The following is a 25669-nucleotide window of genomic DNA, read 5'->3' on the forward strand; positions in this document are numbered from 1 at the left end:
TAAAAGTTTAGATTTTAGATTGTAAGTAACGGATTGTTAAATCTGAATTCTTAAATCTTCAATCTAAAATTGAAAACTCTGCCGGTGTAGCTCAGGGGTAGAGTGCTTCCTTGGTAAGGAAGAGGTCTCGGGTTCAAATCCCGACATTGGCTCAAGTAAGTAGGAAATTGAAAATTAATATATAACTAAGATTAAAAATTAAGTAAAATGGCAAAGGAGAATTTTAATCGTTCCAAACCGCACTTAAACATAGGTACAATTGGACACGTAGATCACGGAAAAACTACATTAACTGCTGCAATTACTAAAGTATTGTCAGATGCTGGTTACTGTCAAGCAAAATCGTTTGATCAAATCGATAACGCTCCAGAGGAGAAAGAAAGAGGTATTACTATTAATACATCACACGTAGAGTACGAAACTGCTAACCGTCACTACGCTCACGTTGACTGTCCAGGTCACGCGGATTACGTAAAGAACATGGTTACTGGTGCTGCTCAAATGGACGGAGCTATCTTAGTAGTTGCTGCTACAGATGGTCCAATGCCACAAACTCGTGAGCACATCCTTTTAGGACGTCAGGTAGGTATTCCAAGAATCGTTGTTTTCATGAACAAAGTGGATATGGTTGATGATGCTGAGTTATTAGAGCTTGTTGAAATGGAAATTAGAGATTTATTATCTTTCTACGAATATGATGGAGATAATGGTCCTGTAGTTCAAGGTTCGGCTTTAGGAGGATTGAATAATGATCCTGCTTGGGTTCCTAAAATTATTGAATTAATGGAAGCTGTTGATGCTTGGATCGAAGAGCCAGTGCGTGACGTAGCTAAACCATTCTTGATGCCAGTTGAGGACGTATTTACAATTACAGGTCGTGGAACTGTTGCTACAGGTCGTATCGAAACTGGAGTTGCTAACACTGGAGATCCTGTTGAAATCATTGGTATGGGAGCTGAAAAATTAACTTCTACTATTACAGGAGTTGAGATGTTCCGTAAAATCCTTGATAGAGGTGAAGCTGGAGATAACGTAGGTTTATTGTTAAGAGGTATTGATAAAGCTGATATCAAAAGAGGTATGGTTATTATTAAGCCAGGTTCAGTAAAACCACACGCTAAATTCAAAGCTGAGGTTTATATCTTGAAAAAAGAAGAAGGTGGACGTCACACTCCATTCCACAATAACTACCGTCCACAGTTCTACGTACGTACAACTGACGTAACAGGAGTTATTTCTTTACCAGCAGGTGTAGAGATGGTAATGCCAGGTGATAACTTAACTATTGAAGTTGCTTTATTAAGCCCAATCGCTATGAACGTAGGTTTACGTTTTGCTATCCGTGAAGGTGGTAGAACAGTTGGTGCTGGTCAGGTTACTGAAATCGTAGAGTAATTCTATAAATAAATAAAAGCCAGTGATTTTCTTAAGTAAAATCACTGGCTTTAATTACGGGCGTAGTTCAAGGGTAGAATAGCGGTCTCCAAAACCGTTGATGGGGGTTCGAATCCCTCCGCCCGTGCAATAAAAAATATATCAAATGACAAAAGTTACTAATTATTTATCAGAGGCTTTCGAGGAGTTAAAGTCAAATGTTACTTGGCCAGCTTGGGCTGAAGTTCAAAAATTGACAATTGTTGTGGCTGTATTTTCGATCTTATTCGCTTTGGCAACATGGGGAGTAGACGAATTTTTTGCAAAAGCTTTGGCTGGATTTTTTAACTGGTTAAAAGGATAATTTTTTTGTGATGGCAGATAATAATGTGAAAAAATGGTACGTAGTTAGAGCGGTTAGTGGTCAAGAAAATAAAGTGAAAGCTTATATTGAGACTGAGATTGCGAGACTAGGTATGGAGGATTATGTTTCTCAGGTCTTGGTTCCTACTGAAAAAGTAGTTACTGTAAAAGATGGGAAAAAATCATCTAAGGATAAAGTTTACTTTCCTGGATATGTTATGATCGAAGCTAACTTGGTTGGTGAGATTCCTCATATTATTAAGTCAATTACTAGTGTTATTGGATTTTTAGGAGAGACTAAAGGCGGGGAGCCTGTTCCTTTAAGGCTTTCTGAAGTAAACCGTATGTTAGGTAAAGTAGATGAGTTAGCTGTAAATACAGATACTCGTTCTATTCCATTTAGTGTTGGTGAGACTGTTAAAGTTATTGATGGTCCTTTCAACGGATTTAATGGTTCGGTTGAAAAAATCAACGAAGAGAAGCGTAAGCTTGAGGTAATGGTTAAGATTTTCGGAAGAAAAACTCCATTAGAATTGAGTTTTATGCAAGTAGAAAAAGTATAATTTTTTGTTACACTATAATAAACCATTGTAATCGCTTCCATTGATTACAGTGTTAAATTTTTTAAAAATGGCTAAAGAAATTAGTAAGGTAGTTAAACTACAAGTTAAGGGAGGTGCTGCGAACCCGTCGCCACCGGTTGGACCTGCTTTAGGAGCTGCTGGGGTAAACATCATGGAGTTCTGTAAGCAATTTAATGCTAGAACTCAGGATAAACCTGGCAAAATTTGTCCAGTGCAAATCACTGTGTACAAAGACAAATCATTCGATTTTGTTGTTAAGACTCCTCCAGCAGCAGTTCAGTTAATGGAAGCTGCAAAGCTAAAATCTGGTTCTGGTGAGCCTAATCGTAAAAAAGTAGCTAGCGTTACTTGGGAACAAATTAGAACTATTGCTGAAGACAAAATGCCAGACTTAAACGCTTTCACAATTGAGAAAGCTATGAGTATGGTTGCTGGAACAGCTAGATCTATGGGTATAACTGTATCAGGAGATGCTCCTTTTTAATTAAGAAAAAGACATGGCAAAATTAACAAAAAAGCAAAAAGAGGCTGCTTCAAAAATTGAAAAGAACAAATTATACTCTCTAAAAGATGCTGCGGCATTATTGAAAGTTGTTGCTTCTGCAAAATTTGATGAGTCTGTTGATATCGCAGTGCGTTTGGGTGTTGATCCAAGAAAAGCGAATCAAATGGTTAGAGGTGTGGTAACTTTACCTCACGGAACAGGAAAGGATGTTAAAGTATTAGCATTGGTTACTCCAGATAAAGAGGCTGAAGCAAGAGAGGCTGGAGCAGATCACGTTGGTCTTGATGATTACTTACAAAAAATTAAAGATGGTTGGACAGATGTTGATGTTATCATCACTATGCCAGCTGTTATGGGTAAATTAGGTCCATTAGGTCGTATTTTAGGACCTAGAGGTTTAATGCCAAACCCTAAAACAGGTACTGTAACTATGGATGTTGCAAAAGCTGTTCAAGAAGTTAAAGCTGGTAAAATTGACTTTAAAGTTGACAAAACTGGTATCGTACACGCAGGAATCGGTAAAGTTTCTTTTGGAGCTGAGCAGATTGTTGACAACGCACACGAAATTATTCAAACATTAATAAAACTTAAACCAACTGCTGCTAAAGGTACATACATTAAAGGTATTCACCTTACAAGCACTATGAGTCCTGCTATCGCATTAGACCCAAAAGCAGTATAATTGGTAGTTAAAAATTTTTAGTATGACTAGAGAAGAAAAATCAATCGCGATTGAAAATTTAACTGCGCAGTTAGCTGGTACAAATATCATTTACATATCTGATATTTCTGGTTTAAACGCAGAGACAACTTCAAACTTACGTAGAGCTTGTTTTAAAGCAGGTATTAAATTAGAAGTTGTAAAGAACACTTTGCTTGCAAAAGCAATGGAAGCTTCTGCTAATGATTATGGTGATTTACCTACAGTTTTAGCGGGTAACAGTGCTATATTTATTTCTGATGTTGCTAATGCACCTGGAAAAATTATCAAAGATTTCCGTAAGAAATCTGATAAACCAGTTTTAAAAGGAGCTTACATCAATTCTGAAGTATACATTGGAGACAACCAATTAGATGCACTAGCAACTATTAAATCAAAAGAAGAGTTACTTGGAGAACTTATTGGATTATTACAATCTCCAGCTCAAAGAATTATTTCTGCTTTACAAAACAAATTCGCTGGTAGCGAAGAAGAAACTGAAGCATAATAATCAAAGCAGGGAAGTTTGCTTCCTTGTTGCTTAATTAGCGCACAATAATTAAATTATATTTTTACAAATCATTTTAAACGATAGAAAAAATGGCAGATTTGAAACAATTCGCAGAACAATTAGTTAACTTAACAGTTAAAGAAGTTAACGAATTAGCAACAATATTAAAAGACGAGTATGGTATCGAGCCTGCTGCTGCAGCTGTAGTAGTTGCTGCTGGTGGTGGAGAAGGTGCTGCTGAAGAAGCACAAACTGAATTTACAGTTGTATTAAAAGAAGCTGGTGCTTCTAAATTAGCAGTTGTAAAATTAGTTAAAGAACTTACAGGTTTAGGTCTTAAAGAAGCTAAAGATGTAGTTGACGGTGCTCCAAGTACTGTTAAAGAAGGTGTTTCTAAAGAAGAGGCTGAAGGTCTTAAAAAATCATTAGAAGAAGCTGGAGCTGTTGTTGAGTTAAAATAACAAAACACAGTTTAGAACTAGGTTTAGACCTTGGATGTAACCATCCAAGGGTCTAAACCATTTTTCGTATAATAAAATATATCAAGTTTTATTATCAAATAGTTTAAAATACGAAAAAGTTTTTGATCAATACGAAGAAAAAAAATTGAACTTCCTTTACGGTTTATTTTTAAAGATGTATTGATTATAATAAGAAAGTATAGATTAAACAGTGTGTCTTACACAAAAAAATTACTTTTTTTTAATCAAAATTTTGTCCATTGATGATAACAAATCAGACTGAAAGATTGAATTTTGCCTCTACAAAAAATATCCCTGACTATCCAGATTTTCTAGATGTTCAGGTTAAATCTTTTAAAGATTTTTTTCAATTAGAAACGAAATCTGACGAAAGAGGCAACGAAGGGTTATACAATACCTTCATGGAAAACTTCCCAATTACAGATACAAGAAATAACTTTGTATTGGAATTCCTAGATTATTTTGTTGATCCGCCACGTTATACAATTCAAGAATGTATAGAGAGAGGTCTTACTTATAGTGTGCCTTTAAAAGCTAGGTTAAAACTATACTGTACAGATCCAGAACACGAAGATTTTGAAACAATTGTACAAGATGTTTATCTTGGAACAATACCTTACATGACTCCAAGTGGTACTTTTGTAATCAATGGTGCCGAGCGTGTTGTAGTATCTCAATTACACCGTTCTCCAGGGGTTTTCTTTGGACAATCGTTCCACGCAAACGGAACTAAACTTTATTCTGCAAGAGTAATTCCTTTTAAAGGTTCTTGGATAGAATTCTCTACAGATATTAACAGCGTAATGTACGCGTATATCGATAGAAAGAAAAAATTACCTGTAACAACTTTATTCCGTGCTATCGGTTTCGAAAGAGATAAGGATATCCTTGAAATTTTCGACTTAGCTGAAGAAATTAAAGTTTCTAAAACTGGTATTAAGAAATATATTGGAAGAAGACTTGCTGCGCGTGTATTGAACACATGGCATGAGGATTTCGTTGATGAGGATACTGGAGAAGTAGTTTCTATCGAACGTAACGAAATCATCCTTGATCGTGACACTATTATCGACAAAGATAATGTTGAAGAGATCATCGATTCTAACGTTAAATCTATTTTGTTGCATAAAGAAGATAATAATCAAGCTGATTACGCTATTATCCACAACACGTTACAAAAAGATCCAACAAACTCTGAAAAAGAAGCTGTAGAGCACATTTACCGTCAGTTGCGTAACGCTGAACCGCCTGATGAGGAAACTGCTCGTGGTATTATAGATAAATTGTTCTTCTCTGATCAACGTTATAACTTAGGTGAAGTTGGTCGTTACAGAATGAACAAAAAATTGGCTTTAGATATTCCTATGGATAAGCAAGTGCTTACCAAAGAAGATATCATTACAATCGTAAAATATTTGATCGAATTGATCAACTCTAAAGCTGAGATTGATGATATTGATCACTTATCAAACCGTCGTGTTAGAACAGTTGGTGAACAATTGTCTCAACAATTCGGTGTTGGTTTAGCACGTATGGCTAGAACTATTCGTGAGAGAATGAACGTTAGAGATAACGAGGTGTTTACACCAATTGATTTGATTAATGCTAAAACATTATCATCAGTTATCAACTCTTTCTTTGGTACTAACCAGTTATCTCAATTTATGGACCAAACGAATCCATTAGCTGAGATTACACACAAAAGAAGACTTTCTGCACTTGGACCAGGTGGACTTTCGAGAGAAAGAGCTGGTTTCGAGGTTCGTGACGTTCACTATACGCACTATGGTCGTTTATGTCCGATTGAAACTCCTGAGGGACCAAACATTGGTTTGATTTCATCTCTTGGTGTTTATGCGAAAGTAAACGGAATGGGATTCATCGAAACTCCATACCGTAAAGTAACTAATGGTGTAGTTGATTTAGAAAGTACTCCAGTTTACTTAAGTGCTGAAGAAGAAGAAGGTAAAATGATTGCTCAGGCAAACATTGAAATGGATGCTACAGGTAAAATTACAGCAAGCAATGTTATTGCTCGTGAGGAAGGTGACTTCCCAGTTGTTGAGCCATCAGTTGTTCATTATACAGACGTTGCTCCTAACCAGATTGCATCGATTTCTGCGTCATTGATTCCTTTCTTGGAGCATGATGATGCGAACCGTGCGTTGATGGGATCAAACATGATGCGTCAGGCAGTTCCTTTGATCCGTCCTGAAGCACCGATTGTTGGTACAGGTTTAGAGCGTCAGGTAGCTTCAGATTCAAGAGTATTAATCAATGCTGAAGGGCATGGAACTGTTGAATACGTAGATGCTAACATCATTACTATTAAATACGATCGTACAGAAGACGAGAGAATGGTAAGTTTTGATGCTGATGAGAAAACGTACAACTTAATTAAATTTAGAAAAACCAATCAAGGTACAAGTATCAACTTGAAACCAATCGTAAGAAGAGGTGATAGAGTTGTTCCTGGTCAAGTATTGTCTGAAGGATATGCTACTCAAAATGGAGAATTAGCTTTAGGTAGAAACTTAAAAGTTGCGTTCATGCCATGGAAAGGGTACAACTTCGAGGATGCGATTGTAATTTCTGAAAAAGTAGTTCGTGATGATATTTTTACATCTATCCACGTTGATGATTATTCATTAGAGGTTAGAGATACTAAGTTAGGAAACGAAGAGTTAACAAACGATATTCCTAACGTTTCTGAAGAAGCTACTAAAGATTTAGATGAAAACGGTATGATTAGAATTGGAGCAGAGGTTAAACCTGGCGACATTTTGATCGGAAAAATTACACCAAAAGGAGAATCAGATCCTACTCCAGAGGAGAAATTGCTTCGTGCAATCTTCGGGGATAAAGCAGGTGATGTAAAAGATGCTTCATTAAAAGCTTCTCCATCTTTACACGGTGTAGTTCTTGACAAAAAATTATTTGCAAGAGCCGTAAAAGATAAACGTAAACGTACTCAGGATAAAGATGCTTTAGGCGCTTTAGAAATGGAGTTCGAAACTAAATTTGTTGAATTAAAAGACAGATTGGTTGAGAAATTATTCTTGATCGTGAACGGAAAAACATCTCAAGGTGTAATGAATGATTTGGGTGAAGAAGTTTTACCAAAAGGTAAAAAATATACTCAAAAAATGCTTTACGCAGTAGAAGATTTTGCTCACTTAAGCAAAGGTCAATGGGTTGCTGATGATGCTACTAATAAAATGGTTAATGATTTGATTCATAACTATAAAATTAAGCTAAACGACTTACAAGGATCTTTAAGAAGAGAGAAATTCACTATTACAGTTGGAGATGAATTACCATCTGGAATCTTGAAATTAGCTAAGATTTATATTGCTAAGAAACGTAAGTTGAAAGTAGGGGATAAAATGGCAGGACGTCACGGTAACAAAGGTATTGTTGCAAGAATCGTTCGTCATGAAGATATGCCTTTCTTAGAAGATGGAACACCAGTAGATATCGTATTGAATCCACTTGGGGTACCTTCACGTATGAACATTGGTCAGATTTATGAGACTGTTCTTGGATGGGCTGGTATGAACTTGGGTAGAAAATTTGCTACTCCAATTTTTGACGGTGCTTCTCTTGACGAAATCAATGCCTTGACTGATGAAGCTAACGTACCACGTTTCGGACATACTTATCTTTATGATGGTGGAACTGGAGAGCGTTTTGCACAAAAAGCGACTGTGGGTGTAATTTACATGCTTAAATTAGGACACATGGTTGATGATAAGATGCACGCACGTTCTATCGGACCATACTCATTGATTACCCAACAACCACTTGGAGGTAAGGCTCAATTTGGAGGTCAGCGTTTTGGAGAGATGGAGGTTTGGGCACTTGAGGCTTATGGAGCTTCTAGTACACTACGTGAAATCTTAACTGTTAAGTCTGATGACGTTATTGGTAGAGCAAAAACTTACGAAGCTATCGTTAAGGGTGAAACTATGCCAGAACCAGGTTTACCAGAATCATTCAATGTATTAATGCACGAATTGAAAGGTCTAGGTTTAGATCTTCGTTTGGAAGAATAAATAAAAAGTTTTCAGTCACAGTCTCAGTATTCAGTTTAGCGCTGAAAACTGGGACTGAGACCGTTTACTAAATGTTAGAAGTTTTTAAAGATTTATACCCGTAAACCGTTCCGATTTTTTATAACAATGCGAGGCATTTTATAACTAGCACTTCAAATAAAAATTTGAGGTTTAGAGAAGTAACCCGAGGTAGTAGCTGAATGATTAACTCTTTATTTTCAAAAGAGTAGATTATAAATCTAAATTCAATTTTTTAATTGCAAATAAATCAATAGTAAAAACTATGATGAATAACAGAAACAATAATAAAGATAAGAATCCAGTAAAAAGATTTAACAAAATTTCTATTGGATTGGCTTCACCAGAATCTATCTTGAAAGAATCAAGAGGAGAGGTTTTAAAGCCAGAAACAATTAACTATAGAACTCACAAACCAGAGCGTGATGGACTTTTCTGCGAAAGAATCTTCGGACCAGTAAAAGATTTCGAATGCGCTTGTGGTAAGTACAAAAGAATTCGTTACAAAGGTATCATCTGTGACCGTTGTGGTGTTGAAGTTACTGAGAAAAAAGTACGTCGTGATAGAGTAGGACACATCAACCTTGTTGTGCCAATTGCTCATATCTGGTACTTCCGTTCTCTTCCAAACAAAATTGGTTATATCCTTGGTCTTCCATCTAAGAAATTAGATATGATTATTTACTACGAAAGATACGTAGTAATTCAACCAGGTATTGCTAAAAATGCAGATGGAGAATCATTACAAAGATTAGATTTCTTAACTGAAGAGGAATACTTAAACATTTTAGATACTCTTCCGCAAGAAAATCAATATTTAGATGATTTAGATCCTAATAAATTTGTTGCCAAAATGGGAGCAGAGTGTATCATGGATTTATTAGCTCGTATTGACTTAGATGCTTTATCTTATGAATTAAGACACAGCGCTAACAACGAGACATCTAAACAAAGAAAAACTGAAGCTTTAAAAAGATTACAAGTTGTTGAGTCTTTCCGTGAGTCTAACGAAAACCGCGAAAACCGTCCAGAATGGATGATTATGAAAGTGGTTCCAGTTATCCCACCAGAATTACGTCCGCTTGTACCACTTGATGGAGGTCGTTTTGCAACTTCAGATTTGAACGATTTATATCGTCGTGTAATCATCCGTAACAACCGTTTGAAAAGATTAATGGAGATTAAAGCTCCAGAAGTTATCTTAAGAAACGAGAAACGTATGTTACAAGAATCTGTAGATTCATTATTTGATAACACACGTAAAGCTTCTGCTGTTAAAACAGAATCTAACAGACCATTAAAATCATTATCTGACTCATTAAAAGGTAAGCAAGGACGTTTCCGTCAAAACTTACTTGGTAAACGTGTAGATTATTCTGCTCGTTCGGTAATTGTCGTTGGTCCAGAGTTAAAATTATATGAGTGCGGATTGCCAAAAGATATGGCTTCTGAATTATACAAACCTTTCGTTATCCGTAAATTGATTGAAAGAGGTATTGTTAAAACAGTAAAATCTGCTAAGAAAATCATTGATAAGAAAGAGCCTGTAGTTTGGGATATCTTAGAAAACGTAATTAAAGGACACCCAGTATTACTGAACCGTGCTCCTACTTTGCACAGACTTGGTATTCAAGCGTTCCAACCAAAATTAATTGAAGGAAAAGCAATCCAGTTACACCCATTAGTATGTACGGCATTCAACGCCGATTTCGATGGTGACCAGATGGCGGTTCACTTACCATTAGGACCAGAGGCTATTTTAGAGGCTCAATTATTAATGTTGGCTTCTCATAATATCTTGAACCCTGCAAATGGTGCTCCTATTACTGTACCTTCTCAGGACATGGTCTTGGGTCTATACTATATGACCAAAGAGCGTATTTCTACAGAAGATCACAAAATTATTGGTCAGGATTTAACTTTCTATTCTGCTGAAGAAGTAAACATTGCATTAAACGAAGGAAGATTAGAATTGAATGCTCGTGTGAAAATTAGAGCAAAAGATTTTAATGACGCTGGAGAATTAGTGTACAAAATTATTCAAACAACTGCAGGACGTGTATTATTTAACGAAGTAGTACCTGAAGCAGCTGGATATATCAACGACGTATTGACTAAGAAAAACCTTAGAGATATTATCGGACACATTTTAAGTGTGACTGATGTACCTACAACGGCTGCTTTCTTGGATAATATGAAGGATATGGGGTATAAATTCGCATTTAGAGGAGGTTTATCATTCTCTTTAGGTGATATTAGAATCCCAGAACAAAAAACTAAGTTAATTGCAGATGCTAGAGAGCAAGTTGAAGGTATCTCAACTAACTATAACATGGGTCTTATTACAAATAACGAGCGTTACAACCAAGTTATTGACGTATGGACTTCAGCAAATGCTCAGTTAACAGAGTTAGCAATGAAAAATATTAGAGAAGACCAGCAAGGTTTCAACTCTGTATATATGATGCTTGACTCTGGGGCGAGGGGTTCTAAGGAACAGATTCGTCAGTTAACTGGTATGCGTGGTTTGATGGCTAAGCCTAAAAAATCTACTGCTGGTGGTGGTGAAATTATTGAAAACCCGATTCTTTCTAACTTTAAGGAAGGTCTTTCGATCCTTGAGTACTTCATTTCTACTCACGGTGCTCGTAAAGGTCTTGCGGATACGGCTCTTAAAACGGCCGATGCTGGTTACTTGACAAGAAGGCTTCACGACGTTTCTCAAGATGTTATTGTTAACATCGAAGATTGTGGAACTCTAAGAGGTGTTGAAGTTGCAGCATTGAAGAAAAATGAGGAAATCGTTGAATCTTTAGGAGAGAGAATTTTAGGACGTGTTGCATTGCAAGATGTTATTAATCCTCTTACTAACGAAGTAATGGTTAAATCTGGAGAGCAAATTACTGAAGCAATTATGAGAACTATCGAAGCTTCTCCAATTGAAAAAGTAGAAGTTAGATCTCCATTAACTTGTGAGGCTTTAAAAGGTATTTGTGCTAAATGTTACGGTAGAAACTTAGCTACTGGTAAGATGACACAAAGAGGTGAAGCTGTCGGAGTTATTGCAGCTCAGTCTATTGGAGAACCAGGTACACAGTTGACACTTCGTACGTTCCACGTTGGAGGGGTTGCTGGAGGTATTTCTGAAGAATCTAGTATTGTTACAAGATTCAACGGTAGACTTGAAATTGAAGATTTAAAAACAGTTAAAGGTGAAGACGGAGAAGGAAACTCTGTTGATATCGTAGTTTCACGTTCAACTGAGTTGAAATTAGTTGATGAGAAAACGGGAATTGTTTTAAATACACATAACATTCCTTACGGATCTAGTATTTTTGTTAATGATGGAGATACTGTTGCTAAAGGAACTGTAATCTGTAAATGGGATCCATATAACGGTGTAATTGTTTCTGAATTTACTGGTAAGATTGCTTACGAAGATTTAGAGCAAGGACAATCGTTCATGGTTGAGATCGATGAGCAGACTGGTTTCCAGGAAAAAGTAATTTCTGAGGCTAGAAATAAAAAATTAATCCCAACTTTATTGGTTTACGGTAAAGAAGGTGAATTGATTCGTTCTTACAACTTACCAGTAGGTGCACACTTAATGGTTGAAAATGGTGAGAAAATTAAAGCAGGTAAAGTATTAGTTAAGATTCCACGTCGTTCTTCTAAGGCAGGCGATATCACGGGAGGTCTTCCTAGAATTACTGAGTTGCTTGAGGCTCGTAACCCTTCAAACCCAGCGGTTGTATCTGAAATTGATGGTGTTGTATCTTTCGGTAAAATTAAGAGAGGTAACCGTGAGATCGTTATCGAGTCTAAATTTGGTGAGATTAAAAAGTATTTAGTTAAACTTTCTAGCCAAATCTTAGTACAAGAAAATGACTTCGTAAGAGCGGGAGTTCCATTGTCTGACGGTGCTATTACACCAGATGATATCTTAAGAATTCAAGGTCCAGCTGCTGTACAACAGTACTTGGTAAATGAAATTCAAGAGGTTTACCGTTTACAAGGGGTAAAAATTAATGACAAGCACTTTGAGGTAGTTATTCGTCAAATGATGCGTAAAGTAAGAGTTGAAGATCCAGGAGATACTCTATTCTTAGAAGATCAATTGATCCATACTAAAGACTTTATCATTCAAAATGACAAATTATATGGTATGAAAGTGGTTGAAGATGCTGGAGATTCTTCTGTATTGAAACCAGGTCAAATCATTACTCCTCGTGAGTTACGTGACGAGAATTCATTATTGAAACGTACAGATAAAAATCTTGTTGTAGCAAGAGATGTAATTACTGCAACTGCAACGCCAGTTTTACAAGGTATTACAAGAGCTTCGTTACAAACTAAATCATTCATTTCTGCGGCTTCGTTCCAGGAGACAACGAAAGTACTTAATGAGGCTGCTGTAGCTGGTAAAGTAGATGATTTAGAAGGATTGAAAGAAAATGTAATTGTTGGACACAGAATTCCTGCTGGAACTGGTATGAGAGAGTACGATAACACTATCGTAGGATCTAAAGACGATTACAACGAAATGATGGCTAATAAAGAAGAATACATTTATTAATTAGGAAACTATGAGTAATCCGAAACAACAACAAGAGCAAATCAATATTGAGTTAGATGAAAACATCGCAGAAGGAATTTATTCTAATCTTGCGATTATCAACCACTCATCATCGGAGTTTGTTTTAGATTTTGTGAGCATTATGCCAGGTATTCCTAAAGCCAAGGTAAAGTCAAGAATTGTTTTGACACCACAACATGCTAAAAGATTATTAAAAGCAATAGGTGAAAATATCCATAGATTTGAGGCAGCTCATGGCGAAATCAAAGAAACGGAACAAGCACCAATTCCGCTTAATTTTGGTCCAACAGGACAAGCATAAATTTTAAAGCCCCTTTTTTAAGGGGCTTTTTTTTATACTTGAATTAGAATAAAATGCAGTTAATCAGATTTAATTTACTTTCATCGATAAAATTTCATCTTTTTTATCTAGAAGTATATTTTTGCATTTCCTATTTAAAAGATTATTTTTTTGAAATATAATGACTTAGTACGGTTAATTTAATTCAAATTATAAAAAAGCGCTAATTCGAAAATTAGCGCTTTTTTTATACCATTTTTTTAAGTTGAAATGAAGAGATTTATACAGATAATAAAAAAAGGCTGTTTAAAACATTAAACAGCCTTTTTTTATTTATAGTTGAGATTTAATCAAACTCTGATGTAAAATATAATTTTACAGTTGGATATTTACTCTGCGTCATTTGAATTGTAAAATCAGAATCTGCTAAGAATACCAATTGACCATATTTATCGTGTGCAAGGAATTTTTGTTTGATACGCTTAAATTCTTTGAATTCCTCATTTTTTGCATCATCTGGTTTTACCCAGCAAGCTTTATGTACAGGAAAGTTTTCGTATGTACATTTAGCGCCATATTCATGCTCTAGACGATATTGGATAACCTCATACTGAAGCGCTCCAACCGTTCCAATAACTTTACGATTGTTCATTTCTAATGTAAACAGCTGTGCAACACCTTCATCCATTAACTGATCTACACCTTTTTCTAATTGCTTAGCTTTCATCGGATCAGCATTGTTGATATATCTAAAGTGCTCTGGAGAGAAACTAGGAATTCCTTTAAAGCTCATGATTTCACCTTCTGTTAAAGTATCTCCAATTTTAAAGTTTCCTGTATCGTGTAAACCAACAATATCACCAGGATAAGAAATGTCTACAATTTCTTTTTTCTCAGCGAAAAAGGCATTCGGACTCGAGAATTTTAAATTTTTCTTCTGGCGAACGTGGTAATATGGTTTATTTCTTTCGAAAGTTCCTGAAACGATTTTAATGAAAGCCAAACGGTCACGGTGTTTTGGATCCATGTTTGCGTGGATTTTGAAGACAAATCCAGACATTTTTTCTTCTGTAGGCTCAACTGTACGAGTTTCAGAATCTTTAGCTCTCGGAGAAGGAGCAATTGTAATGAAACAGTCTAATAATTCGCGAACTCCAAAATTATTTAAAGCAGAACCAAAAAATACTGGCTGAATTTTTCCATCCAAATAATCCTGACGCTCAAATTTTGGATATACTTCGTCAATTAATTCTAATTCTTCACGAAGTTTATTAGCAGCTTTTTCACCAACAATTTTATCCAATTCTGGATTGTTCTGTACATCAGAAAAAGCAATTGTTTCTTCAATATTTTTACGGCTGTCTCCGCTGAAAAGGTTAATGTTTTCTTCCCATAAATTGTAAATTCCCTGAAAATCATAACCCATTCCGATTGGGAAGCTTAGCGGCGTCACTTTTAAGCCTAATTTTTGTTCAACTTCATCCATTAGATCGAAAGCATCTTTACCTTCACGGTCTAATTTGTTGATGAAAACAATCATCGGAATGTTACGCATTCTACAAACTGAAACCAGTTTTTCCGTTTGTTCCTCAACCCCTTTTGCAACGTCAATCACAACAATAACGCTATCAACAGCAGTTAAAGTTCTAAATGTATCTTCAGCAAAATCCTTGTGTCCAGGAGTATCAAGGATATTGATTTTTTTATCTTTATAATTAAAAGCAAGCACAGAAGTAGAAACCGAGATACCTCTTTGGCGTTCGATTTCCATAAAGTCACTCGTTGCTCCTTTTTTAATTTTGTTGTTTTTTACTGCTCCTGCTTCTTGAATAGCACCTCCAAATAACAGCAATTTCTCTGTTAATGTCGTTTTACCAGCATCGGGATGCGAGATAATTCCAAATGTTCTTCTGCGTTGTATTTCTTTTAAAAAGCTCATATTTCGTATAAATAGGTTGCAAAAGTACTATTAAATACGGCTTTATAAAAATATTCACTTCTTAAATTTGGGAAGTCTTTATTATTAAGTGGCTTTTTTAGAAAAAAATAAGGCTGTTTTACAACAGCCTTAAATAATCATTTTTAAAATTACTGATTAATTGACCAAATTGAATACCCTTTTGGAGGACATTGTATTTTTACCCATTTGTCAGCCTGAGTAGTTGGATACCAAGTTGAGTTTCCTGTGAAATCTTTAATTTGAGTATTCGCCCAATTGGTCTGAATCCATCTTTCTTGCCAAACATCTGAATTATTGATATAAACTACTAAACCTGGATTTCCGTTGTATCCGTTTCTTCTTGCAACGTATTCATCATTGTCAGAATATAAAATAGAAGTTGTTCCAGTCGCTTTATTATTGTGAATCCAAATCAGATTATTCAATTTATTTTTATCTAGCCATTCTTCGTAATCTCTATAGAAAATTGTTGGATAGCCTTCGTGAGTTAATATATAGGAGTAAGCTAACATCTTGCTCCAAATTTCGTCAGTGTCATGATTGGTTACAAAAGTTACTGCTTTGTACGGATTGCGTTTCCACATCATATCATCATTTAACAGCGCAAGATTATTTCCATCAAAAGCATCATTCATTTTATAATAGCAAGCAAAATCAAAAACAGAACTGTTCGCATTGTTTGCCCACCATTCTAATGTATTTACGTTAGAATCCCAATATTCTCCAACAGAAAATCCGCCTACATTTGCATTCCAGTCATGTACAACCCAAGGGGCAAAACCTTTTACGTAATCAAATCTCCATCCGTCAAATTTCATAGTGTTTTTATAATATTTTCCAACACCATCTGCTCTTAGCCAAAGCCAGTTTTGAACATTTGGCGCAGCGTGGCATAAATCTGGAAAACCTCCAAAAGATCCTTCGTCATTATTTCCGTAGCTATTTTTATAAAAATCATTATAGTTGCGAGGAAATTTTCCAGAAGCAATTCCAGTAAAGTTTGTCCAAGTATTTGTTCCAGTAAAAGGATTAGCTTCAGATTGTCCGCCACTATTGTGATTGATTACAATATCTGCATAAACCTTAATGTTTTCATTATGAGCTGCTGTAATTAAGCTTACTAATTCAGTTTTAGACCCAAATCGAGTTTCGGTACTTCCATTTTGATTGTAATCTCCAAAATCAAAATAATCTGTTGGATCATATCCCATAGAAAAGGCTCCGTTTTGAGCTTTAGATGCAGGCGGAAGCCATATCGAACCAATTCCAGCATTTCCCCAAGCTGTTACTTTACTGCTTACAGTATTCCACCAAGTTCCTCCAGCAGGAACGTCCCAGTAAAAAGCCTGCATCATAACGCCGCCGCCGGGATTGTCTACATATTTTCCAGTTAAAGAACTTGAAGTGCCAGTACTAAAAGGTTTTCCGTCGTGATGCGTAACATCAATAATCTTAAATTTTTGACTTTCAGCTTTAGAATCGACTTCGTTCATTTCATTTTGCGAACACGAATAAAGCAATCCGCCAAGTGCCATAATTAGGCACAATTTTGCAATAGGTTTTTTCATAATAGATGTGGTTAAGTTAAATAGTAAGTTTTGTAATTATTAAATTTTAGGGTTTTAAAAATAAATATTGTTATTTTTTGACCTTATAAATTAATAATTACGCATCTAAAGTAGAATTTTTTTGATTTAATTTTATTTTGTAAGAAAATAGTTTGTTACGAAAACGTTGTAGTGTTGAGAACTTTTTTTATAGTGCTAATAATTAGGTTTTGTTGTAAAAAATCTAAAAAGTAAAAATCGTGTATAAATTGTTTTTCATTGATTTATAAAAATCAAAAAGAGGATTTTTTGCTGTTAAAAGAGAACGATCCTATAATTTTTTGTTAATAGTAAAGCGGATAGTTGTATTATGTAATTGAATTGTTATTTTTGTTCGTTATAAGTTACGAAAGAACTATACTTTAATTATTTATGTTTTATGGAGATATTCAGAAAACGTTGATAGTTTAAGGGGATTATCTAAAACAGACTTACATTAAAATAAAATTTTAAAATAATGTTATTAAAAAAATTACAGCTAAAAACAATTGATTACAAGTTTGTACTAACAATTTGTTTTTTTCTTTTTTTTGCTCCAGTTATTACAGCACAAGAAATAATTCCAGATGTTGTTGCTCAAAAACCTGTTGAAGCTCCCACTGGTGGGAAGTTGAAAATTGACGGAATTATCGCTACAGTTGGAGATTATATCGTTTTAGATTCTGATATTGATAAAGGATTTTTGGAAATCGCAGCTTCTGGCGGTAGTACAAAAGATATCACAAGATGTCAAATGCTTGGTAAATTATTAGAGGATAAATTATATGCTCACCAAGCTATTCAAGATAGTATCATTGTTAGTGATGCCGAAGTTAGAGGTATGATGGATGATCGTCTGAATTATATGATTCAGCAGGTTGGTGATATTAATAAAGTAGTTGAATACTACAAAAAAAGTTCTGTAGAAGAATTTAAAACTTATTTTGCCGACATCTTAAAAGAGCAAAAATTAGCTTCTGAAATGAGAGATAAAATCATTAAAGATGTTGAGATTACTCCAGAAGAAGTTCGTAATTTCTTTAAGAAAATCCCAAAAGATGAATTGCCAACATTTGGTGCTGAAATGGAAGTTGCTCAAATCGTTGTAGAACCAAAAATTTCTAAAGAAGACAAACAGAAAGTTATTGATAGATTGAATGCTATAAGACAAGATGTTCTTGAAGGTTCAAGTTTTGCTACTAAAGCCGTTTTGTATTCTCAAGATCCTGGATCTGCCCCAAATGGAGGTTACTATAAAATGACCAGAAAAACTCCTTTTGTAAAAGAATTTAAAGATGTTGCTTTTAGTTTACAAGCTGGAGAAATTTCGCAGCCTTTTGAAACGATTTATGGATTCCATATTATAATGGTCGAAAAAATTAAAGGACAAGAAGTAGAACTTCGTCATATCTTAATTTCGCCAACGGTTTCAGAAGCAGCTTTAAAAGAAGCAAAAGAAAGAATTACTAATATCAGAAATAAGATTATTAATAAGGAACTGACATTTTCTGAAGCTGCTAGAACAGAATCTGATGAAAAAGAGACAAGAGCAAATGGAGGTACTTTAGTGAATCCTACAACACAAGATACTCGTTTTGAGTTGACAAAAATGGATCCGACTTTATATAGTCAAGTTTCAAATTTAAAAGGAGACGAGGTTTCTCAGCCACTTTTAAATACAGATGATAAAAATAAAAAAACGTATAAGTTGATTACTGTTACAAATAGAATTGACGAGCACACAGCTGATTATGCTAAAGATTATACAAAAATTAAAGAATTAGCATTAAAAGAAAAACAAATCAACGCAATTGCAAAATGGTTTGATAATAAGATTAAAGATACCTATATCAAAATCATTGGGGAGTACAAAGACTGTTCTTTTGCAAATAACTGGTTGAAAAAATAATTTTTATTAAATAAATAAAAAGAGTTAGTTTTATGAATTCGTAGAACTAACTCTTTTTAATTTTAAATACATTCATAAATGTCTGACGTAACAGCAATTCATAATTTAGTTCAAAAAAGAAACGAATTAAAAAAAGAAATAGCGAAGATCATTGTAGGGCAAGACGCCGTTGTAGATCAAATTTTACTTTGTATATTTTCTGGAGGACACGCACTTTTAATAGGGGTTCCAGGTTTGGCAAAAACTTTAATGATTAATACTTTGTCTCAAGCATTAGGTTTAGATTTCAAAAGAATTCAGTTTACACCAGATTTAATGCCTTCTGATATTTTGGGAAGTGAGATCTTAGATGAAAATAGAAATTTTAAGTTTATTAAAGGTCCAATTTTCTCTAATATTATTTTAGCAGATGAGATCAATAGAACACCGCCAAAAACGCAGGCAGCTTTATTAGAGGCAATGCAGGAAAGATCGGTGACTATTGCAGGTCAGCATCATAAATTAGATTTACCTTATTTTGTTTTAGCAACTCAAAACCCAATTGAACAAGAAGGAACTTATCCGTTACCAGAAGCACAGCTGGATCGTTTTATGTTTGCCATAAAATTAGAATACCCAACTTTTGAAGAAGAAGTACAAGTGGTAAAAAGAACAACTTCTGATGTTAAAACAGTAATTAATCCATTGTTTAATGCTCAGGAAATTATAGATTTCCAGCATTTAATTCGTAGAATTCCTGTTGCTGATAACGTTATTGAATATGCAGTTACTTTAGTAAGTAAAACGCGACCAGATAATGCATTGACAAACGATTTTGTGAAAAATTATTTAGATTGGGGAGCAGGGCCAAGAGCTTCGCAAAACTTAATTTTAGCAGCAAAAGCACACGCCGCTTTTAATGGAAAATTTTCTCCAGATATTGAAGATGTTAAAGCAGTTGCAACTGGAATTTTAAGACATAGAATTATTAAAAATTATAAAGCAGATGCAGAAGGAATAACCGAAGAAGTTATTATTAAAAAGCTGATGTAATTTTTTTTAAATAGATATAGAAATCCTGATAATTCACTATCAGGATTTTTTGTTTTTATGCATAAATAATTTTGACATTTTCGTAAAATTTTGAGATTGGTAAAAATGTCAAAACGATCTCAAAAAGGGTTACTATAACGTTATAAATTCTAATTTAGAAAGATTCTTAGCTAAAAACGATGTAAAGTCTCACTTCCTTCATCACATTAAATTTCGACTTTGTTAAAGAAAAGATATTAAAATATCAATAATTCATTTTTTCAATTCAAAATTAAGATTTTAGCAAAAACAAGCAGTGAAAATCGTTTTTTAGCAATAATAATTTTTGAAAAGGGGAGTTCTATTATATTTTTTTTAATTATCGGCATTAATGCTTAAATTTGCAACAAAAAAATAAATCCGCTTTTATTATGAATATTTATCAGGATTACATTCAAGAAATTGAAGAAAGAAAAAATCAAGGGTTACACCCTAAACCAATCGATGGAGCTGAATTATTAAGCGAAATCATTGCTCAAATTAAAGATGTTGATAACGCAAATCGCGAAGACTCTCTTAAGTTTTTTATTTACAATACTTTACCTGGTACTACAAGTGCTGCAGGTGAAAAAGCAAAGTTTTTAAAAGAAATTATTCTTGGTCAATCAGTAGTAAAAGAAATCACTCCAGCTTTTGCTTTTGAGTTGCTTTCACACATGAAAGGTGGGCCATCAATCGAAGTTTTACTTGATTTAGCTTTAGGTAATGATGCTGCTATCGCAAAAGAAGCGGCGAAAGTACTAAAGACACAAGTTTTCCTTTACGAAGCAGACACAGATCGCTTAGTAGAGGCATTCAAAAATGATAATGCAATTGCAAAAGAAATCCTTGAAAGTTATGCTCAAGCTGAGTTTTTTACAAAACTTCCAGCCGTAGCAGACGAAGTTAAGGTAGTTACTTTTATTGCAGGTGAAGGGGATATCTCTACAGACTTACTTTCTCCAGGAAATCAAGCTCACTCTCGTTCAGATCGTGAACTTCACGGTCAGTGCATGATTACTCCTCAGGCACAACAAGAAATTAAAGCGTTACAAGCACAGCACCCAGATAAAAGCGTAATGCTAATCGCTGAAAAAGGAACAATGGGAGTTGGTTCTTCTAGAATGTCAGGTGTAAACAACGTTGCGCTTTGGACAGGAAAACAAGCAAGTCCATATATTCCATTCGTTAATATCGCTCCAATTGTTGGAGGAACAAACGGAATTTCTCCAATTTTCTTAACAACAGTTGATGTTACTGGTGGTATTGGTTTAGACCTTAAAAACTGGGTAAAGAAAGTTGATGCAGAAGGTAATGTTATTCGTAATGAAAATGATGAGCCAATTTTAGAGCAAGCATATTCTGTTGCTACAGGAACGGTTCTTACTATAAATATTAAAGAGAAAAAGCTTTATAATGGCGATCAGGAATTGATTGATATTTCTAAAGCATTTACTCCTCAAAAAATGGAATTTATCAAAGCAGGTGGTTCTTATGCTATCGTATTTGGTAAAAAACTTCAAACATTAGCTGCGAAAGTTTTAAATGTTGAAGCTCCGCTTGTATACGCTCCATCAAAAGAAGTTTCTCATGAAGGACAAGGTCTTACTGCAGTAGAGAAAATCTTCAACAAAAATGCAGTTGGTATCGCTCCAGGTAAAGTATTACACGCTGGTTCTGACGTTCGTGTTGAAGTTAATATCGTAGGTTCTCAAGATACTACAGGTCTAATGACTGCTCAGGAATTAGAATCTATGGCTGCTACAGTAATTTCTCCAATTGTTGATGGTGCTTACCAATCTGGTTGTCACACTGCTTCGGTTTGGGATAAAAAAGCGCAAGCAAACATTCCTAAATTGATGAAATTCATGAACGATTTCGGTTTAATCACAGCTCGTGACCCGAAAGGAGTTTATCATTCAATGACAGACGTAATCCACAAAGTACTTAACGATATTACTATCGATGAGTGGGCTATCATTATTGGTGGTGACTCTCATACAAGAATGTCAAAAGGTGTTGCTTTTGGTGCTGACTCAGGAACTGTTGCTCTTGCATTGGCTACTGGAGAGGCTTCAATGCCAATTCCAGAATCTGTAAAAGTTACTTTCAAAGGAGATATGAAAGGGTACATGGATTTCCGTGATGTTGTTCATGCTACTCAAGCGCAAATGCTTCATCAATTTGGAGGAGAGAATGTATTCCAAGGTAGAATTATTGAAGTTCACATTGGAACATTAACTGCTGACCAAGCGTTTACATTTACTGACTGGACTGCTGAAATGAAAGCAAAAGCGTCTATCTGTATTTCTGAAGATGATACTTTGATCGAATCATTGGAAATTGCAAAAGGCAGAATCCAAATCATGATCGACAAAGGAATGGATAACGAGAAACACGTTCTTCAAGGATTGATCAACAAAGCTGATAAGAGAATTGCTGAAATTAAATCGGCAGAGAAACCAGCTTTAACTCCAGATTCAAATGCTAAATATTATGCTGAAGTTGTAGTTGATTTAGATCAGATTGCTGAGCCAATGATTGCTGACCCAGACGTAAATAACGTTGATGTTTCTAAACGATATACTCACGATACTATTAGACCGTTATCTTTCTACGGTGGAGAGAAAAAAGTAGATCTTGGATTTATCGGATCTTGTATGGTTCACAAAGGAGATATGAAAATCCTTGCTCAAATGTTGAAAAACGTTGAAGCGCAAACAGGAAAAGTTGAATTTAATGCTCCTCTTGTAGTTGCTCCTCCTACTTACAACATCGTTGATGAATTGAAAGCTGAAGGTGACTGGGAAGTATTGCAGAAATATTCAGGTTTCGAATTTGACGATAATGCTCCTAAAGGTGCGGCTCGTACTGAATATGAAAACATGTTGTACTTAGAGCGTCCGGGTTGTAATCTTTGTATGGGTAACCAAGAGAAAGCAGCTAAAGGAGATACTGTAATGGCAACTTCGACTCGTCTTTTCCAAGGAAGAGTTGTAGAAGATAAAGAAGGTAAAAAAGGAGAATCATTGCTTTCTTCTACGCCAGTTGTAGTTCTTTCTACGATTTTAGGTAGAACTCCAACTATGGCAGAATACACTGCAGCGGTAGACGGAATCAACTTAACTAAGTTCGCTCCTTCTAATAAACAATTAGTTATGTAATCGAAAGATTATTTAAGAATATTTTAAAAGCCCGAGTCGTAAAACTCGGGCTTTTTTAGTAATAATTGTTCTATTTTTTGTAACTTGTCATGTTCAAAAAAGAATAATAAAAACAAAAAATCTATGGCTTTTGATATCGAAATGATTAAAAAAGTGTACGAAAATATGCCTGCACGTGTTGATAAAGCGCGTGAGATTGTTGGTCGTCCGCTTACTTTAACAGAGAAAATTTTATACAATCACCTTTGGGATGGAAATCCAACGAAGGCGTTTGGAAGAGGAGTTGATTATGTTGACTTTGCACCAGACCGTGTTGCTTGTCAAGATGCTACAGCACAAATGGCGTTATTGCAGTTTATGCATGCAGGAAAATCTAAAGTGGCAGTTCCTACAACTGTTCACTGTGATCACTTGATTCAAGCAAAAATTGATGCTGCAACTGATTTAGCTAGAGCAAAAACACAAAGTAATGAAGTTTTCGACTTCTTATCTTCTGTTTCTAATAAATACGGAATCGGGTTTTGGAAGCCAGGAGCTGGAATTATTCACCAAGTAGTACTTGAAAATTATGCTTTCCCAGGAGGAATGATGATTGGTACCGATTCTCACACTGTAAATGCAGGTGGTTTGGGAATGGTGGCTATTGGTGTTGGTGGAGCAGATGCCGTAGATGTAATGTCTGGTATGGCTTGGGAACTTAAATTTCCTAAATTAATTGGAGTTAAATTAACTGGTAAATTATCTGGCTGGACAGCTCCAAAAGATGTTATTCTTAAAGTGGCTGGTATTTTGACTGTAAAAGGTGGTACAGGGGCAATTGTAGAATATTTTGGAGAAGGTGCAACTGCAATGTCTTGTACGGGTAAAGGAACAATCTGTAATATGGGAGCTGAAATTGGAGCAACAACTTCAACTTTTGGTTACGATGATTCTATGAGCCGTTACTTGCGTTCTACAAATAGAGCAGATGTTGCTGATGCAGCAGATAAAGTAGCTTCTTACCTTACTGGAGATCCAGAAGTATATGCAAATCCAGAAAAATATTTTGATCAAGTTATCGAAATCAACTTATCTACATTAGAACCACATTTAAACGGTCCTTTTACGCCAGATTTAGCTACTCCGATTTCTAAAATGAAAGAAGAAGCTATTAAAAACAATTGGCCATTGCAAATTCAGGTTGGATTAATTGGTTCTTGTACAAACTCTTCTTACGAAGATATTTCGCGTGCAGCTTCTTTAGCAAGGCAAGTTGCCGCTAAGAACTTAAAAACAAAAGCGGAATTTACAATTACTCCAGGTTCTGAGGTAGTTCGTTCAACTATCGAAAGAGATGGATTTATCGATACATTCCATAAAATTGGAGCAACCGTTTTTGCTAATGCCTGCGGACCATGTATTGGTATGTGGGATAGAGAAGGAGCAGAAAAAGAAGAAAGAAATACAATCGTTCACTCTTTTAACCGTAACTTTTCAAAACGTGCAGATGGTAATCCAAATACACTTGCTTTTGTGGGTTCTCCAGAATTAGTAACTGCAATGGCAATTGCGGGTGATTTAGGTTTTAATCCATTAACAGATAAGCTGATTAATGAAGATGGAGAAGAAGTTATGCTAGACGCTCCAACAGGAGATGAACTTCCGGCTAAAGGTTTCTACGCAGAAGATCCAGGATTCCAGGCTCCTGCTGAGGATGGATCTGGTGTTGCAGTAGTGGTTAATCCAACTTCTGAGCGTTTGCAATTATTGGCTCCTTTTGATGCTTGGGATGGTAAAAATATTACTGGCGCAAAACTATTGATCAAAGCATTTGGAAAATGTACAACTGATCATATTTCTATGGCTGGACCTTGGTTGCGTTTCCGTGGACATTTAGATAATATTTCTAATAATATGCTGATTGGTGCTGTAAATGCATACAATCAAAAAACGAACTCAGTTAAAAATCAATTAACAGGACAGTATGATGCTGTACCAGCAGTTGCACGTGCTTACAAAGCAGCTGGAGTTCCATCTATCGTAGTTGGAGATCATAACTACGGAGAAGGTTCTTCTCGTGAACATGCGGCTATGGAACCTCGTTTCTTGGGTGTTAAAGCAGTATTGGTAAAATCTTTTGCTCGTATTCACGAAACAAATCTTAAAAAGCAAGGTCTTTTAGGATTGACATTTGCAAACGAAGCAGATTATGATAAAATCCAAGAAGATGATACAATCAACTTCTTAGATTTAACAGAATTTGCTCCAGGCAAACCATTGACATTAGAATTTGTTCACGCAGATGGTTCTAAAGATATTGTCTTAGCAAACCATACTTACAACGAAGGACAAATTGGTTGGTTTGTTGCAGGTTCTGCATTAAACTTAATTGCTGCAGGAAAAGCTTAAATTTTTTAAGTTTCGATTATAAATTAAACGCTCTGTAAAAACAGGGCGTTTTTTATTTGTTATTTCTTTAATTATAAGAAAAATATTATAAATTTGTAACGTTTTGAAATTCAGTTAAAAAGAATTTTTGGGTATTAACTAAC

At 35.2% G+C, this 25669-nt stretch carries 16 protein-coding genes and 2 tRNA genes; 16 read left to right on the plus strand and 2 right to left on the minus strand.

The annotated features are described in order from the left end of the window. Positions 1 to 80 precede the first annotated feature (80 nt). The 12 genes from DM444_RS01520 to DM444_RS01575 all read left to right on the plus strand — a co-directional run bounded on the left by DM444_RS01520 (position 81) and on the right by DM444_RS01575 (position 13490). A tRNA-Thr gene (locus DM444_RS01520) sits at positions 81 to 152 on the plus strand. A 55-nt stretch (positions 153 to 207) separates the two neighbouring features. Continuing rightward, positions 208 to 1395: an elongation factor Tu gene (gene tuf / locus DM444_RS01525; RefSeq protein ID WP_057123935.1), complete on the plus strand. Its 1188-nt coding sequence runs from the start codon at positions 208 to 210 to the stop codon at positions 1393 to 1395. Between the two features lie 56 nt (positions 1396 to 1451). Then, positions 1452 to 1522: transfer RNA gene (locus DM444_RS01530), tRNA-Trp, on the plus strand. 18 nt (positions 1523 to 1540) lie between these two features. Further along, a complete protein-coding gene (gene secE, locus DM444_RS01535) occupies positions 1541 to 1738 on the plus strand; it encodes a preprotein translocase subunit SecE (protein WP_008466927.1) in 198 nt (65 codons plus the stop codon). Between the two features lie 10 nt (positions 1739 to 1748). Further along, positions 1749 to 2300 carry a transcription termination/antitermination protein NusG gene (nusG, locus tag DM444_RS01540; RefSeq protein WP_008466925.1) on the plus strand — a complete coding sequence of 184 codons (552 nt, stop codon included), beginning with the start codon at positions 1749 to 1751 and terminating at the stop codon, positions 2298 to 2300. A 67-nt stretch (positions 2301 to 2367) separates the two neighbouring features. Further along, positions 2368 to 2805, plus strand: coding sequence for a 50S ribosomal protein L11 (rplK, locus tag DM444_RS01545; protein ID WP_008466923.1), 438 nt, complete (start codon positions 2368 to 2370; stop codon positions 2803 to 2805). A 13-nt stretch (positions 2806 to 2818) separates the two neighbouring features. Then, complete coding sequence (gene rplA / locus DM444_RS01550) at positions 2819 to 3508, plus strand: 50S ribosomal protein L1 (RefSeq protein WP_012024013.1); 690 nt, start codon at positions 2819 to 2821, stop codon at positions 3506 to 3508. Positions 3509 to 3530: 22 nt separating this feature from the next. After that, positions 3531 to 4034 (plus strand): 50S ribosomal protein L10, encoded by a 504-nt coding sequence (rplJ, locus tag DM444_RS01555; protein WP_111283347.1) that lies wholly within the window; start codon positions 3531 to 3533, stop codon positions 4032 to 4034. Between the two features lie 92 nt (positions 4035 to 4126). Continuing rightward, positions 4127 to 4498, plus strand: coding sequence for a 50S ribosomal protein L7/L12 (gene rplL / locus DM444_RS01560; RefSeq protein ID WP_025572412.1), 372 nt, complete (start codon positions 4127 to 4129; stop codon positions 4496 to 4498). A 263-nt stretch (positions 4499 to 4761) separates the two neighbouring features. Beyond that, complete coding sequence (gene rpoB, locus DM444_RS01565; RefSeq protein ID WP_111283349.1) at positions 4762 to 8574, plus strand: DNA-directed RNA polymerase subunit beta; 3813 nt, start codon at positions 4762 to 4764, stop codon at positions 8572 to 8574. Between the two features lie 283 nt (positions 8575 to 8857). Then, entirely contained in the window at positions 8858 to 13168 is a 4311-nt protein-coding gene (gene rpoC, locus DM444_RS01570) for a DNA-directed RNA polymerase subunit beta' (protein ID WP_111283351.1), read from the plus strand. Positions 13169 to 13178: 10 nt separating this feature from the next. After that, positions 13179 to 13490: a DUF3467 domain-containing protein gene (locus DM444_RS01575; protein ID WP_111283353.1), complete on the plus strand. Its 312-nt coding sequence runs from the start codon at positions 13179 to 13181 to the stop codon at positions 13488 to 13490. A gap of 325 nt (positions 13491 to 13815) precedes the next feature. Here DM444_RS01575 and DM444_RS01580 read toward each other — a convergent pair whose 3' ends face one another. Next, positions 13816 to 15408, minus strand: a complete 1593-nt coding sequence (locus DM444_RS01580) for a peptide chain release factor 3 (RefSeq protein ID WP_111283355.1) — start codon at positions 15406 to 15408, stop codon at positions 13816 to 13818. Positions 15409 to 15557: 149 nt separating this feature from the next. Beyond that, positions 15558 to 16997 (minus strand): alpha-amylase, encoded by a 1440-nt coding sequence (locus tag DM444_RS01585; RefSeq protein ID WP_111283357.1) that lies wholly within the window; start codon positions 16995 to 16997, stop codon positions 15558 to 15560. A gap of 496 nt (positions 16998 to 17493) precedes the next feature. Between DM444_RS01585 and DM444_RS01590 the strand changes: the two genes are divergently transcribed. The 4 genes from DM444_RS01590 to DM444_RS01605 all read left to right on the plus strand — a co-directional run bounded on the left by DM444_RS01590 (position 17494) and on the right by DM444_RS01605 (position 25526). Continuing rightward, on the plus strand, positions 17494 to 18924 hold the full coding sequence (locus DM444_RS01590) for a peptidylprolyl isomerase (RefSeq protein WP_111283359.1): 1431 nt from the start codon (positions 17494 to 17496) through the stop codon (positions 18922 to 18924). A 78-nt stretch (positions 18925 to 19002) separates the two neighbouring features. Then, complete coding sequence (locus DM444_RS01595; protein WP_111283361.1) at positions 19003 to 19956, plus strand: AAA family ATPase; 954 nt, start codon at positions 19003 to 19005, stop codon at positions 19954 to 19956. Positions 19957 to 20366: 410 nt separating this feature from the next. Then, positions 20367 to 23138, plus strand: a complete 2772-nt coding sequence (locus tag DM444_RS01600; protein WP_111283363.1) for a bifunctional aconitate hydratase 2/2-methylisocitrate dehydratase — start codon at positions 20367 to 20369, stop codon at positions 23136 to 23138. A 123-nt stretch (positions 23139 to 23261) separates the two neighbouring features. Continuing rightward, the gene (locus DM444_RS01605; protein WP_111283414.1) at positions 23262 to 25526 is read left to right on the plus strand and encodes an aconitate hydratase; all 2265 of its coding nucleotides are present in this window, start codon (positions 23262 to 23264) and stop codon (positions 25524 to 25526) included. The last annotated feature ends 143 nt before the right edge of the window (positions 25527 to 25669 follow it).

It is taken from the genome of Flavobacterium ginsenosidimutans (genome assembly GCF_003254625.1).
Classification (GTDB): Bacteria; Bacteroidota; Bacteroidia; order Flavobacteriales; family Flavobacteriaceae; genus Flavobacterium; species Flavobacterium ginsenosidimutans.

Coding starts and splice junctions, on each gene's coding strand:
- DM444_RS01575 (WP_111283353.1), top strand. CDS start 13,179: ATGAGTAATCCGAAACAACAACAAGAGCAAATCAATATTGAGTTAGAT.
- rplJ (WP_111283347.1), top strand. CDS start 3,531: ATGACTAGAGAAGAAAAATCAATCGCGATTGAAAATTTAACTGCGCAG.
- rplL (WP_025572412.1), top strand. CDS start 4,127: ATGGCAGATTTGAAACAATTCGCAGAACAATTAGTTAACTTAACAGTT.
- DM444_RS01580 (WP_111283355.1), bottom strand. CDS start 15,408: ATGAGCTTTTTAAAAGAAATACAACGCAGAAGAACATTTGGAATTATC.
- DM444_RS01595 (WP_111283361.1), top strand. CDS start 19,003: ATGTCTGACGTAACAGCAATTCATAATTTAGTTCAAAAAAGAAACGAA.
- rplK (WP_008466923.1), top strand. CDS start 2,368: ATGGCTAAAGAAATTAGTAAGGTAGTTAAACTACAAGTTAAGGGAGGT.
- tuf (WP_057123935.1), top strand. CDS start 208: ATGGCAAAGGAGAATTTTAATCGTTCCAAACCGCACTTAAACATAGGT.
- rpoC (WP_111283351.1), top strand. CDS start 8,858: ATGATGAATAACAGAAACAATAATAAAGATAAGAATCCAGTAAAAAGA.
- rpoB (WP_111283349.1), top strand. CDS start 4,762: ATGATAACAAATCAGACTGAAAGATTGAATTTTGCCTCTACAAAAAAT.
- DM444_RS01605 (WP_111283414.1), top strand. CDS start 23,262: ATGGCTTTTGATATCGAAATGATTAAAAAAGTGTACGAAAATATGCCT.
- nusG (WP_008466925.1), top strand. CDS start 1,749: ATGGCAGATAATAATGTGAAAAAATGGTACGTAGTTAGAGCGGTTAGT.
- DM444_RS01585 (WP_111283357.1), bottom strand. CDS start 16,997: ATGAAAAAACCTATTGCAAAATTGTGCCTAATTATGGCACTTGGCGGA.
- secE (WP_008466927.1), top strand. CDS start 1,541: ATGACAAAAGTTACTAATTATTTATCAGAGGCTTTCGAGGAGTTAAAG.
- DM444_RS01590 (WP_111283359.1), top strand. CDS start 17,494: ATGTTATTAAAAAAATTACAGCTAAAAACAATTGATTACAAGTTTGTA.
- rplA (WP_012024013.1), top strand. CDS start 2,819: ATGGCAAAATTAACAAAAAAGCAAAAAGAGGCTGCTTCAAAAATTGAA.
- DM444_RS01600 (WP_111283363.1), top strand. CDS start 20,367: ATGAATATTTATCAGGATTACATTCAAGAAATTGAAGAAAGAAAAAAT.